This is a genomic window from Cycloclasticus sp. PY97N (genome assembly GCF_002443175.1).
Taxonomy (GTDB): domain Bacteria; phylum Pseudomonadota; class Gammaproteobacteria; order Methylococcales; family Cycloclasticaceae; genus Cycloclasticus; species Cycloclasticus pugetii.
This window is the reverse complement of the sequence record NZ_CP023664.1, coordinates 741,520-753,727: the sequence shown is the minus strand read 5'-3', so window position 1 is coordinate 753,727 and position 12,208 is coordinate 741,520. Positions and strand designations below refer to the sequence as shown.

General features: G+C 41.2%; 14 protein-coding genes. 2 read left to right on the top strand and 12 right to left on the bottom strand.

Going from position 1 to position 12,208, the window contains the following annotated elements:
• Positions 1-2: 2 nt before the first annotated feature.
• Both CPC19_RS03740 and CPC19_RS03735 read right to left on the bottom strand, forming a co-directional pair.
• A complete protein-coding gene (locus tag CPC19_RS03740; protein ID WP_016390570.1) occupies positions 3-581 on the bottom strand; it encodes a hypothetical protein in 579 nt (192 codons plus the stop codon).
• On the bottom strand, positions 574-1,293 hold the full coding sequence (locus tag CPC19_RS03735) for an SURF1 family protein (protein ID WP_016390569.1): 720 nt from the start codon (positions 1,291-1,293) through the stop codon (positions 574-576). The genes CPC19_RS03740 and CPC19_RS03735 overlap by 8 nt, the downstream gene beginning before the upstream one ends.
• Before the next feature lie 70 nt (positions 1,294-1,363).
• Here CPC19_RS03735 and CPC19_RS12075 point away from each other — a divergent pair, with 70 nt between their 5' ends.
• Positions 1,364-1,612 (top strand): DUF2909 domain-containing protein, encoded by a 249-nt coding sequence (locus CPC19_RS12075; protein ID WP_084709585.1) that lies wholly within the window; start codon positions 1,364-1,366, stop codon positions 1,610-1,612.
• Between the two features lie 52 nt (positions 1,613-1,664).
• Here the strand turns inward: CPC19_RS12075 and CPC19_RS03725 are convergent, their stop codons facing one another.
• The 8 genes from CPC19_RS03725 to bioB form a co-directional block, all read right to left on the bottom strand.
• Complete coding sequence (locus tag CPC19_RS03725) at positions 1,665-2,528, bottom strand: cytochrome c oxidase subunit 3 (protein ID WP_015006621.1); 864 nt, start codon at positions 2,526-2,528, stop codon at positions 1,665-1,667.
• 161 nt (positions 2,529-2,689) lie between these two features.
• A complete protein-coding gene (gene ctaD / locus CPC19_RS03720) occupies positions 2,690-4,270 on the bottom strand; it encodes a cytochrome c oxidase subunit I (RefSeq protein ID WP_015006622.1) in 1,581 nt (526 codons plus the stop codon).
• A 12-nt stretch (positions 4,271-4,282) separates the two neighbouring features.
• Positions 4,283-5,134 carry a cytochrome c oxidase subunit II gene (coxB, locus tag CPC19_RS03715; protein ID WP_015006623.1) on the bottom strand — a complete coding sequence of 284 codons (852 nt, stop codon included), beginning with the start codon at positions 5,132-5,134 and terminating at the stop codon, positions 4,283-4,285.
• A gap of 406 nt (positions 5,135-5,540) precedes the next feature.
• The gene (bioD, locus tag CPC19_RS03710) at positions 5,541-6,239 is read right to left on the bottom strand and encodes a dethiobiotin synthase (protein WP_015006624.1); all 699 of its coding nucleotides are present in this window, start codon (positions 6,237-6,239) and stop codon (positions 5,541-5,543) included.
• 6 nt (positions 6,240-6,245) lie between these two features.
• Positions 6,246-7,061, bottom strand: a complete 816-nt coding sequence (bioC, locus tag CPC19_RS03705) for a malonyl-ACP O-methyltransferase BioC (RefSeq protein ID WP_016390568.1) — start codon at positions 7,059-7,061, stop codon at positions 6,246-6,248.
• Complete coding sequence (locus CPC19_RS03700) at positions 7,058-7,774, bottom strand: alpha/beta fold hydrolase (RefSeq protein ID WP_035850905.1); 717 nt, start codon at positions 7,772-7,774, stop codon at positions 7,058-7,060. Before CPC19_RS03700 ends, bioC begins: the two co-directional genes overlap by 4 nt.
• A gap of 62 nt (positions 7,775-7,836) precedes the next feature.
• Positions 7,837-8,994, bottom strand: coding sequence for an 8-amino-7-oxononanoate synthase (bioF, locus tag CPC19_RS03695; RefSeq protein WP_016390566.1), 1,158 nt, complete (start codon positions 8,992-8,994; stop codon positions 7,837-7,839).
• Positions 8,995-9,002: 8 nt separating this feature from the next.
• Positions 9,003-9,998, bottom strand: a complete 996-nt coding sequence (gene bioB / locus CPC19_RS03690; RefSeq protein ID WP_016390565.1) for a biotin synthase BioB — start codon at positions 9,996-9,998, stop codon at positions 9,003-9,005.
• A 56-nt stretch (positions 9,999-10,054) separates the two neighbouring features.
• Between bioB and CPC19_RS03685 the strand changes: the two genes are divergently transcribed.
• A complete protein-coding gene (locus CPC19_RS03685; RefSeq protein WP_015006629.1) occupies positions 10,055-10,768 on the top strand; it encodes a ComF family protein in 714 nt (237 codons plus the stop codon).
• Here CPC19_RS03685 and ubiA read toward each other — a convergent pair.
• Together ubiA and CPC19_RS03675 are read right to left on the bottom strand one after the other, a co-directional pair.
• Positions 10,765-11,652 (bottom strand): 4-hydroxybenzoate octaprenyltransferase, encoded by an 888-nt coding sequence (gene ubiA / locus CPC19_RS03680; protein WP_015006630.1) that lies wholly within the window; start codon positions 11,650-11,652, stop codon positions 10,765-10,767. The two genes, CPC19_RS03685 and ubiA, sit on opposite strands and share 4 nt — an antisense overlap.
• Positions 11,652-12,206: a chorismate lyase gene (locus tag CPC19_RS03675; RefSeq protein WP_236610537.1), complete on the bottom strand. Its 555-nt coding sequence runs from the start codon at positions 12,204-12,206 to the stop codon at positions 11,652-11,654. The genes ubiA and CPC19_RS03675 overlap by 1 nt, the downstream gene beginning before the upstream one ends.
• Positions 12,207-12,208: the final 2 nt, after the last annotated feature.

Sequence of the window (12,208 nt, the reverse complement as noted above, 5' to 3'; positions counted from 1 at the left end):
TATTAACCTATTTGGGAGGCCTTAAATAAAAGTTTAAGGTCTTTTTGAATACCATATGGGTCTGCGTCTTGCGAATATTTCATCATGATGTTCCCAAGAGGATCCAACAGCAACATATCACCATCGTTGATGTTTTTAACATTAGCTTGTAACTTTGCAAGATGCTGATCACTCCAACGTAATACGAACAACTCAGGAGCCTGTGAAAGAAACACATTATCTTGATGCTCGGATTTGTCTAAATATACTCTTTTTAATCGCTTCGCATCTTTGTTTAACAATACGTGCAGTTGTTGAACAATATGAACAGACTGTTCACACAATTCAGAACACTCCCCATCCGTATCAATATGCACAAGAACCCATCGCCCCTTCAAGTCCTTGATCTCATCTTCTGAACCAACAAAGTAGTCACTTAATTCAGAAGGTATTGCTGGTACAATTAATTCACCATAGTTTTTAGTACTGCCACCGTCAAGCCATTGTGGATTATTGAACAATAGCCAGGCCGTTAAAACTGGCACAGCAAACATACTTGCAATAAATATAAGTTTAAGTCTATTTTTAGTGACGTTATCCATTCTTTTTTCTACCTAGTTTTATGGTTAATACAAAATAAATAATGACCCAAGCCGTCGCTAAAGCAAACCATTGAAATGCGTAGCCATGGTGTTTTTGTGGGCCCATCTTCATTGGAACCCAACGACGATCATAGCCATTGGGTTCTTGTTGGTTTAATAACAGTTGATATGGCAAAACAGCATAACCTAAGCGTTCCGACACCTTATCGACATCAATTAATTGCGTTACCGAAGGCCAACCATTAGACAGTGTATCTGCTCCATCTAGCTTTATACCAACACTGGGGAAATGATCTAGTTTCCCACTAATTGTAACCTCATTAGCCGGTAAACTGACATTTGGTAACATATCTCTAGTCGGTCCGGCAGGCACCCACCCTCGATTCAATAAAATTGCTTCTGATGTATTTAATTTTAAAGGTGTTAATACAAAGTAGCCCTGTCGACCATCTTTCACTTGATTATCTATTAAAATTTGTTGATCTGTGTCTAACAAACCAGTTGCCTTAACTGGCCAGTAACGTAAGCCTTTATTAGCTCTAAACTGCAACGTTGACAACTCAACAGACTCCATGTTCATTCTAATGGACTGCAAATCTAATATATCTTGCTTTTCTTGAGCTCTATTAAGCTGCCAATTACCCAAACTTAGAAGCAATAACAAAACCAATATGGCAAGTATTGTTAAATATATATTCGCTTTGAATTGCATAATAAAATATTGTTAGTGTTTACACTAAGTTTAAATGACAATAGGAACATTATAATTTGAGAAATATGCAATGAACCCCCTCATTAAATACCTAATTGTTTTTACATTATGCGTCATTATTTACAGCCTCTTTAAAGCTTTCTACCATTTGTCTCGTAGAAAATCTTCCCCTAAAGAAGTGGTGAGGTCACTCGCACTACGAATTGGCCTATCATTAACGCTATTCATTTCATTATTATTATTTTCTTATCTTGGCTTTATTAAGCCTCATCCTGCCATACCCACCCAGCAAAGTAATCAACAACCATTAAATCAATGACAATAAAAAAAGGCGCTATCTTGTAGCGCCTTTTTTAAATAAACCTCAGTCTCTATAGCCAATAAACAAAGACAAATAATCCCAACCAAACCACGTCAACAAAGTGCCAATACCAAGCCGCTGCTTCAAAAGCAAAGTGATTTTCTGGCGTGAAGTGTCCCTTCATGCTACGAAAAAGGATAACTGCGAGGATAATAGCACCCATTGATACATGAAACCCATGGAAACCAGTCAACATATAAAAAGTAGACCCATAAACGCCCGAAGCCATGGTTAAGTTCAAGTCATTATAACCGTGACTGTATTCAAGGGCCTGTAAAGCAACGAATACGAAGCCCAAAATAACCGTTAACGCCAATCCGATAATAAGTTGTTTACGTTTATTAGCAATTAAACCCCAATGTGCCCAAGTCACCGTCACACCACTTGTTAACAGAATAAGTGTGTTGATCGCTGGCAAACCCCATGGGCCCATTTTCTCATATTCACCACCTACATTTGCTGGTCCATTTGTTGGCCACATCGCCTCAAAGCCATCCCAAATATATTCATTGGTACTCGCTCCTGAGCCTTCACCGCCTATCCAAGGCACTGAAAATGTTCGAATATAATACAAAGCACCAAAGAATGCGGCAAAAAACATTACTTCAGAAAAGATAAACCAAACCATGCCGCCACGAAAAGAAGCATCTTCATTGCTTTTATAAGCACCCGATTCACTTTCATTAATAACTTCGCCGAACCACCCAAACATCATATAAACCAAGACTAAAAAACCTACCGTCATGATAATAGATGCAGAAGGAGCATTATTTAGCTCGGCAGCAAAACCACCAAAAAATAACATCAAACCAATGGAGCCAATAATCGGCCATTTCGCATCGTGAGGTACGTAATACGCGTTTTCAGAAGACATAAATTTACCTATTCTAATTATTTATTCTGTAAGGAACATAAAAGAACCTATATAAAAGCTTAATGCCATAGCGACCAAAATAGCCACTGTGATTAATTTTTTTTTGCGTTGTTCTTTCATATTAATAATGCGTCTAGCCCTTAAGCTAGACGCTCATACCTTTATTTAATTTCAGGTGCCGTTGAAAAACTATGATACGGCGCTGGAGAAGGCAATGTCCATTCAAGACCTTCAGCCCCTTCCCAAACTTGATCCGTTGCTTTTTCCCCGCCTTTGATTGTTTTATAAACAATGAAGCAGAAAAATACTTGCGACAGGCCAAAGGCAAAACCACCAATACTCGACCACATATTAAATTCTGCAAACTGAACTGAGTAATCAGGAATACGACGAGGCATTCCAGCAAGCCCTAAAAAGTGTTGAGGGAAGAACAATACATTCACAGATATCGTAGATAGCCAAAAGTGCCATTGGCCCAATTTTTCGCTATACATATTGCCTGTCCACTTTGGAATCCAATAATAAACAGATGCCATGATTGAATACACCGCACCGGTCACCAATACGTAATGGAAATGAGCGACAACAAAATAGGTGTCATGGTATTGAAAATCAGCAGGGGCAATCGCCAACATTAAGCCTGAGAACCCACCAATCGTAAACATAATGACAAAACCAATCGCAAATAACATGGGTGTTTCAAATGTCATCGAGCCTTTCCACATAGTGGAAATCCAGTTAAACACTTTCACCCCTGTTGGTACCGCAATCAACATCGTTGCGTACATGAAAAACAATTCACCTTGCAGCGGCAAGCCCACTGTGAACATGTGATGCGCCCAAACAATAAATGAAAGGAATGCGATCGACGAGGTCGCGTATACCATTGAGCTGTAACCAAAAAGAGGCTTACGAGCAAACGTTGGAATAATCGCAGAAATGATACCAAAAGCTGGCAAAATCAAAATATACACTTCTGGATGACCAAAGAACCAGAAAATATGCTGGAACAACACTGGATCACCACCACCCGTTGCACTAAAGAACGTTGTATCGTAAAAGCGATCTGTCAAAAGCATTGTGATTGCCCCTGCTAACACAGGCATTACGGCAATTAATAAATAAGCTGTAATGAACCAAGTCCATACAAATAAAGGCATTTTCATCAATGTCATGCCAGGAGCACGCATATTAAGGATGGTAACAATAACGTTTATAGCGCCCATCACAGATGAAATACCCATCATATGAATCGCAAAAATCATAAATGGAAAGCCGTTACCACCTTGTAGTACTAACGGTGGGTACATAGTCCAGCCACCTGCTGGCGCACCACCATCCATAAAGAATGTTGCCAATAGCATTGTAAATGCAAAAGGTAGTATCCAAAAACTCCAGTTATTCATCCTAGGTAATGCCATATCAGGGCCGCCAATCATAATAGGCAACATCCAATTGGCTAAACCCACAAAAGCCGGCATAACAGCACCAAAAATCATGACTAAAGCATGAACGGTTGTCATTTGATTAAAGAAGCCTGGATCAATAAATTGTAAACCTGGTTGAAATAATTCCAAGCGTATAACCATTGCCATTGCACCACCAACCATAAACATTACTAGTGCAAATACTAAATACAGTGTGCCAATGTCTTTATGGTTTGTTGTTGTTACCCAACGCATAAAGCCTTTTGCTGGACCATGATCGTGGTGATCATCATGTGAATCTATAACAGTCGCCATTATCTGAATCTCCTAATTATCTTTTAAGTCTCTTGGATTAAGCGCGTCAAGTGCTGCTATTTTCGCTCCCTTAACCCCTGATTTCTGTTCGGCTAACCACGCTGCATAATCTTCTTCAGATTTGACTTCAACAACGATAGGCATAAAACCATGGTCACGACCACATAACTCAGCACATTGACCTCGGTAAATACCTGGTTTATCCACTACAACCCAAGCTTCATTAATATAACCAGGGATCGCATCTTTCTTCCAGCCAAAATCTGGTACCCACCAAGAGTGGATAACATCACTTGCTGTTAATAAGAAACTTACTTTTTTGCCCACAGGCAGCACCAATGGGTTGTCGACATTTAATAAGTAATTCTCAACAGTGGCTGGATCAATTTCTGAACCAACTTGACGTGCTTCGTTACTGGCAACATCTAATGTGCTAAAGAAGTCTACGCCTTCACCGACATACTCATAACGCCATTTCCACTGGTAGCCGGTTACTTTGATTTTCATATCAGCTTCAGACGTGTCATGCATTTCAATCAACACTTTAGTCGCTGGAATAGCCATAACAATCAGAATGATGAATGGAATAATAGTCCACACCAATTCTGCCGCCATGCTTTCATGAAACTGTGATGCCACTGCACCGCGTGATTTACGGTGATAAATCATCGAATAAATCATCGCACCAAAAACAACCACGCCAATCGCTACACAGACCCATAGGATCAACATATGCAAATCATGAACTTGCTTGCTCGTCTCAGTTACACCCACCGGTAAATTCAACCCATAGTCCGCCTGGGCGATGCCTGACATCAACGTCAATACAGTGCCACCAGCAAAAAGTTGCTTTAGTTTAATCACAGAAACTGCCTCCCTTATTTTTTATCTTTCAAAACTAATTTGATATTGACACGATTAGCATTTTCAAATGTCGCATCACCAACTTTTCGTTTACTTTTAGTTACAAAAGCATCCGACCTCAATTTAATGTTACTACCTTGTAAGACAAGGTCTCTGGGCGTCAGTTATATAGTGACGTCTCCAGTAATATTTATTTAACAACTAACGATTTTACTTTTATCCGAGTGAGTTAGTTCTCCTTCACTCACTTAAAGATATACAAAGTAAAATCAATTAAAAATATATAGTATTTTCAGAATACCCATGAAAATCTGAGTGTTAGTGTCAGGCATTCTATCAATGACTTCTACCGACTTAACCCATTAATTTTCATCTATCCAAGCATAAGACAGTATGGCCTCGCAATTTAACGAAATTCAATCAAATAATCAAGTAGACCCTTTATCTTTCTTTGATCCACAGCACTCTTTTTGTCTTTATCTGGTTGATATTCAATATTGCCTATAAATTTAGATTTCATTCGCTGCTTTAATGTCCGTATATTTTCATTTATCTCCATAAACTGACCGTTTAGGTCATTACCGATCCAACCTGCAATCCGACACCCCTTGTTCAAAATTGCAGCCTCGGTCAATAACGCATGATTAATACACCCAAGCTTTAAACCAACGACTAGAATAACCGGAGCATTAAGCGCTAACGCCAAATCATCAAAACCAAGCTGATCATTTAGCGGAACCATCCAACCTCCGGCTCCCTCCACTATCACCATATCAGCTGCCAACTTATGTTTTGCGTAAACCGCCTCAATGGCTGGCAAGTTAATGACCACGTTTTCTTGTTCCGCCGCAATGTGCGGTGCTATGGCTGGTTCAAAACAATAAGGGTTTACATCCGAATAGCCGAGCCCTGCCGTAGATTCCCGCATTAAATCAATTGCGTCTTCATTTTTAAATTGACCATCCTGCCATGTAGCACCAGCAGCAACTGGCTTAAAACCAGACACCGTCAACTGACGCTCTGCTAAACCCCTTATTAAGGCAGCCGCGACATAAGTTTTTCCAACATCCGTATCGGTACCCGTAATAAAAAAACTCTTCAACATTAAACTTTACTCACTTTTTTTAGCATAAACATAAACTGCCTGAAAAGTGGCAGGGACCCCTTGCTCTGTTCGTAAACTTTCATACGCTTTGAGCATAGCCTTAAATGATTTAACACCTGTTAAACCAAGCCGTCGTCCTTGATTCATATTGTGTGCTCCCATCCCTTTCAGGCTTACCATCAATTGTTTTGGTGATGAGTAATAATTCACAACATTATCCGTCAGTATCGTTATGTCGTAAAAACCAGCATGTTGAAGCGCTTGCCGAATCACTTCTTCACCCACAAACGAATTAACGTGTACCGCCTTATCACTTTGCTGCCATGAGCTTTTTAACTCAGTCAATGTTGCAGGCCCAAATGTGCTGAACACAAACAAACCTTTCGGCTGTAACACCCTATGTGCTTGAGCAAACACTTTCTCCAAGTTTTCACACCATTGAAATGCCAGATTAGAATAAATCACATCCATAACGCCATCATTCAGTGGTAACTTTTCAGCATCGGCACATATAACGCCTTTCGCCTGCAAAGCCCCTAAATAATGACGTGCATGCTTCAACATACCAATTGCAATATCTAAAGCATACACATCCTTCACTTCATTTAACTCAAATAATTTCTTGGTTAAATAGCCCGTTCCAGCGCCAATATCAAGAACACTTTGATTCGCATGATTTTGAGCTTTTTTGTGTAAAAGTAAGTGATCACCAATCAGCCGTTGAAGAGAGGTATGTTCGTTATAGTTTTGTGACGCTGAGTCGAATGATTGACGCACCATTTCTTTACTATAAGTAACTTTTTGAAACCCGCCAACGCTCATAACTCCCTATCTCCAGCAGACATAAATCGTACTAACTCTTGTGATACCTCATTCGGGTGTGACAAAAAAGGAACATGTGTGGCGCCCTCTATGACACACACAGCAACACGAGGATTAATTTGTGCGAACTTATCTGCTACCTCAACTGGCACCAATTGATCCTTCTCCCCAAGCAACAGCATAGTCGGACAGTTTAGTTTTTTTAACGCAAGCCGATAGTCAGCCTGAGATAAAATATCCAAACCGCTAATCAATCCTTTTGTTGATGTTTCACTGCGCACCTGTAACACCGACTTTAGAAACCTCTCGATTGTTTGAGATGGTTCACCACCGTCTGTTTGCAATTTAACAAAGCGTTTCATTGTCGGCAGCGGCTTTCTTTTCAAGTGACTAGAAAAAACATCAAATACTGCTTTAGATTGGGCAGGCTGCCAGTCGGCAGATTGTACGAATTTTGGTGTGCTCGCCAGCATGACAAGCCGATTAACACGCTTCGGGAAGTGATCTGCATAAGCCAAGGCAACCAACCCGCCTAATGACCACCCCAAAAAACTACACTGCTGAGGTAATTGTGCCGCCATCATCTCCAGCAAGTCACTCATCTGCCATGGCTCGTTATACTCGCTGTTTCCGTGCCCCGGCAACTCAACACAAATAACACGAAAGGACTGTTCCAAAAGAGCTAACCAATTATTCCAAACCAAGTTATTCATGGCCCAGCCATGTACTAACACAAGATTTGGCCCTTCACCCGATTCTTGTATATTTAATGCTGTTAACAGAACAATTCCTCCAAACCCAGCAGTAAATTATCAACTTGTGAGTCCGTATGGGTTGCCGATAACGTAATTCTTAGCCGCTCACTCGTTTTTTTAACCGCTGGATAACGAATAGCGCCCACTAAAACACCTTTCTCTTTTAAATACTCACCCGCAGCCATGACCGCCTCATTACTACCAAGAATAATCGGCTGGATAGGTGTCTGCGAAGGCATCAAGTTAAGCCCTAATTGCTCGGCGCCTTTCCTAAACCTAGCGACCAAATGCCGTAACTTTTCTCTGCGCCATGTTTCTTGTTGGCAAATTTTTAAACTTTGTCTGGTGGCTGCCATTACCGCTGACGGCATTGCAGTGGTAAAAACGTAGGTACGCGCTTGTTGTATCAACGTTTCGATAAGTTCTTCACTACCTGCAACAAAAGCCCCTGATGTTCCCAAGCCCTTGCCTAACGTCGCCATCAAAATGGGGACTTGTTGCTGATTTAAGTCGCATGCTTCCAACAATCCACCACCTTTTTCACCCAACACCCCTAGCCCATGCGCATCATCAATCATCAACATTGCATTTGAGGTTTCCGTTAGACCAACCAAGCCCTGCATGTTGGCTTCATCACCGTCCATACTAAACACGCCATCACTAACGACCAACTTTCTGCGAGTTGATGAGCCTTCGAGCAATTGCTTTAACTGCCCCATATCACCATGAACAAACCGTTTAACCTGAGCACCAGAAAGTCTTCCGCCATCGATCAGCGATGCATGATTAAGTTTATCTTGGAAAATCTCATCGCCTTTATGAGCCATTGCCGATATTGCGCCTAGATTTGCCATATAGCCGGTTGAAAAAATCAACGCACGATCACGCCCGGTAAATTCTGCCAGTTCTTCCTCAAGCGCATGATGTTCGGCACTATGGCCACAAATCAAATGCGCAGAACCACTTCCAACACCGTAACGTTCAGCAGCTTGTTGAAATGCTTTAATAACCGACGGATGATTTGCTAACCCTAGGTAGTCATTGCTCGAAAAGTTATCAAACATTTGCCCAGCCATTTGGACACTTGCACCTTGAGGACTTTCGATTGTTTTGCGCAAGCGATAGCGCTGCTGACGCTTTAACTCATCGAGCTTTGTTGCTAACTCCCAAGGATCCATACAAAAAACTACGCCGTTGCAGGATAAATACCTAATCGCTTAAACAATTGATGGTCTGCACTTTCTTCTGGATTTTCTGTGGTTAACAGTTGATCACCGTAAAAAATGGAGTTTGCGCCTGCAAAGAAACACATCGCCTGCATTTCATCGGTCATATCAGAACGACCAGCAGACAACCTGACTTGAGAAGTTGGCATTAAAATTCGAGCCACTGCGATCGTTTTTATAAATTCAAGCGAGTCTATCGCCTCGGCACCGTCTAATGGCGTTCCTTTTACTTGCACTAATTTATTAATCGGTACGCTTTCTGGCGGATGCTCCATGTTCGCTAATGTTTGTAACATCTTTGCTCGGTCATCACTGGCCTCACCCATGCCGACAATTCCGCCGCTACACACGTTAATGCCGGCATTTCGAACCGTATCAATCGTATCTAAGCGATCTTGATAGGTTCGCGTCGTAATCACCTCTTTATAATAGTCTTCTGACGTATCAATATTATGATTGTAATAATCCAGCCCAGCGTCTTTTAACTGTTTCGCTTGGCCATCTTCCAACATTCCCAAGGTAACACAGGTTTCCATTCCCAAGGCTTTTACCTCTTCAACCATTTTGGTGACTTTATTTAAATCACGATCTTTAGGGCTACGCCATGCCGCCCCCATGCAAAATCGGCTTGCACCATTCGCTTTAGCTTCTTTAGCCGCATCAACAACTGCTCTAATTTCCATTAATGCTTCTTTTTCCAGCCCCGTATCGTAACGAACACTTTGTGGGCAATAGGAGCAGTCTTCAGGGCATGCGCCCGTTTTAATACTCAATAAGGTGCTAATTTGAACCGCATTTGGGTCAAAATTCTCACGGTGGATAGTGTGCGCTTTAAAAAGCAAATCGTTGAATGGCAAATCAAACAGTGCTTGAATTTTCTTTAACGGCCACGTGTTCCTAACTATATTAACGGCAGCTTTTTTTTGCTCGCCAATCGCTTCTGATGCTATGCTCATTCAAAAATACCTTTTCAACTGGATATAAATTGACAATGGTACATTAGGTTAAAAAGTTGTCAAAATTAATTTATACGAAAATGGACAACTGGTCAAATATTATCCAATTTAACCTTTACCCGCCCACTTGTTTTATTTGTGATCAGCCAGGGCATAATGCATTAGACCTATGCACTGAATGCCTACAAGAACTAAAGCCATCAACACACGCATGCCCAGTCTGCAATATAGAGCTCAGCGCTGTATCATCCATTTGTGGTCGCTGCCTACAAAGGCCACCCTGTTTTGACCATGTGTTTTCGTTATACCGATACGAAGGTATTGCACAATTTTTAATTAAGTCATTAAAATTTCAAGCAAAACACAGTTGCGCAAGAACCATCGGGCACTTAATGGGGCAGCATTTCAAAACTCTCGAAAAGCTACCTGACGCCCTAATAGCTGTTCCACTACACCCAAAACGCCTAAAAGAACGAGGGTTTAACCAAGCAGAACTTATCGCTCAACATATACATAAAGAGCTCAACATTCCTCTGGTTTCGCCCGACCTGACTCGAATCATTAACAGCACGAGCCAAACCAGCCTTAAAGCCAGCGAACGTCGAAAAAACTTAAAAAATGCTTTTTGCTATGAGCCATCAATAGAACTTAGATCCATCGCTGTTATTGATGACGTGGTCACGACTGGATCGACAGCAAACGAAATTGCCAAAACGCTGAAGAAAAAAGGAGTGCAACAGGTTGAAATTTGGGCTTTTGCTCGGGCTTAAGCAACAATACCTTTTACTGCATAGTCCGCAGCTATACCTACAAAAACGATTAAACCGAGCCAGTTATTATTTAAAAACGCCGCCATACACTTTGAGCGATCTCGATCTTTGATCAAATACTGATGGTAAATAGACAGTAAAAACGCAATAAAGACGGCTGTAAAATAAAGGCTGCCCAAATCTGCTTTTTGCCCAATCATAATCAACGCTATAAAAAATAATAACTGGAAAAAACCAATCAATACTTTATCCAAATCACCGAACAAAATGGCCGTAGATTTAACCCCAATTTTTAAATCATCATCACGGTCAACCATTGCGTACATCGTATCGTAGATCACTGCCCATATCACTGTAGCGGTAAAGATCAGCCAAGCCATCGCAGGCACAGTATTTGTTTGAGCAGCAAAAATCATAGGAACGGCCCAGCCAAATGCCATGCCTAAGAATATTTGCGGCAAATGAGTATGGCGTTTCATAAAGGGATACAACGAGGCTAAAAAAACAGCACCCAATGATAAATAAATTGTCAGCATGTTCATCAGTAACACCAACAGCGACGACGCAAAAACCAAAACAAAAAATAATTGCAATGCTTCAGTGGGCTCTACTTGCCCTAAGGCTAGCGGTCGATCTTTTGTTCGCAACACATGCGGGTCAAGTTTTCTATCTGCATAATCGTTAATCACACAGCCAGCCGAACGCATCAACACCACGCCCAACGTAAACACGATCAAAACCAGAATATCCGGCTTGCCATTACTGGCGATCCAAAGCGCCCAATACATCGGCCAAAGTAATAATAGGCTACCAATTGGCTTATGCATGCGTGTTAAACGCCAATACGCCTCAATGTTTTCTTTTTTTAATTCTAATTTCATCATTAATTAAACAAAGCTGGTAAAAAAAACTCGCTAACCAAAAACACGTGTTTATTAAGCTGATAAGCATTACGACGTGCCCAGATATGCGGCTGACCTTCAAGCATTTTTTGAGTTTGTAGGTTTAACTGATGGCAGCCAATTTTAGCCAGGTCAAGCCCTACTCTTTTTAACCTTGGGTCACTAAAAATGACTTCGCCCAGCGGTTTGTCCCCTAGGTGTGTTAATTCTTGCAAGTGATGGGCCGCTTTTCTTGGCAAAGTGGTCCGTGCAAATACAAACGGTTGATTATTAATATTCAGCTGCACCTCACGAATAAGCGCATACCGATACGGGCGCTGATTTAAATAGCGGGCATCCGCCAATAAAGGTTTTGCCAGTCCTTGCCCTAACACATTGACACTAAAAGGCTCATCAAATGTATTTTTCATTCGCACAGTAAGTGAATTAGGCTCTAATAACCAGTCTACCACCTGTTGCGGCATCGAGTGTATTGGCCATCGGCTTAACGCACGCCATACGGGTTCTTGTAGGAAAAAGTTATTAATGTTCTTCAACA

Excerpts from the sequence above, each read along its gene's own strand:
- CPC19_RS03700 (WP_035850905.1), bottom strand. The coding sequence starts at position 7,774 with ATGAATAACTTGGTTTGGAATAATTGGTTAGCTCTTTTGGAACAGTCC.
- ctaD (WP_015006622.1), bottom strand. The coding sequence starts at position 4,270 with ATGGCGACTGTTATAGATTCACATGATGATCACCACGATCATGGTCCA.
- ubiA (WP_015006630.1), bottom strand. The coding sequence starts at position 11,652 with ATGATGAAATTAGAATTAAAAAAAGAAAACATTGAGGCGTATTGGCGT.
- bioF (WP_016390566.1), bottom strand. The coding sequence starts at position 8,994 with ATGGATCCTTGGGAGTTAGCAACAAAGCTCGATGAGTTAAAGCGTCAG.
- bioD (WP_015006624.1), bottom strand. The coding sequence starts at position 6,239 with ATGTTGAAGAGTTTTTTTATTACGGGTACCGATACGGATGTTGGAAAA.
- CPC19_RS03735 (WP_016390569.1), bottom strand. The coding sequence starts at position 1,293 with ATGCAATTCAAAGCGAATATATATTTAACAATACTTGCCATATTGGTT.
- CPC19_RS12075 (WP_084709585.1), top strand. The coding sequence starts at position 1,364 with ATGAACCCCCTCATTAAATACCTAATTGTTTTTACATTATGCGTCATT.
- bioB (WP_016390565.1), bottom strand. The coding sequence starts at position 9,998 with ATGAGCATAGCATCAGAAGCGATTGGCGAGCAAAAAAAAGCTGCCGTT.
- CPC19_RS03740 (WP_016390570.1), bottom strand. The coding sequence starts at position 581 with ATGGATAACGTCACTAAAAATAGACTTAAACTTATATTTATTGCAAGT.
- bioC (WP_016390568.1), bottom strand. The coding sequence starts at position 7,061 with ATGAGCGTTGGCGGGTTTCAAAAAGTTACTTATAGTAAAGAAATGGTG.
- CPC19_RS03725 (WP_015006621.1), bottom strand. The coding sequence starts at position 2,528 with ATGTCTTCTGAAAACGCGTATTACGTACCTCACGATGCGAAATGGCCG.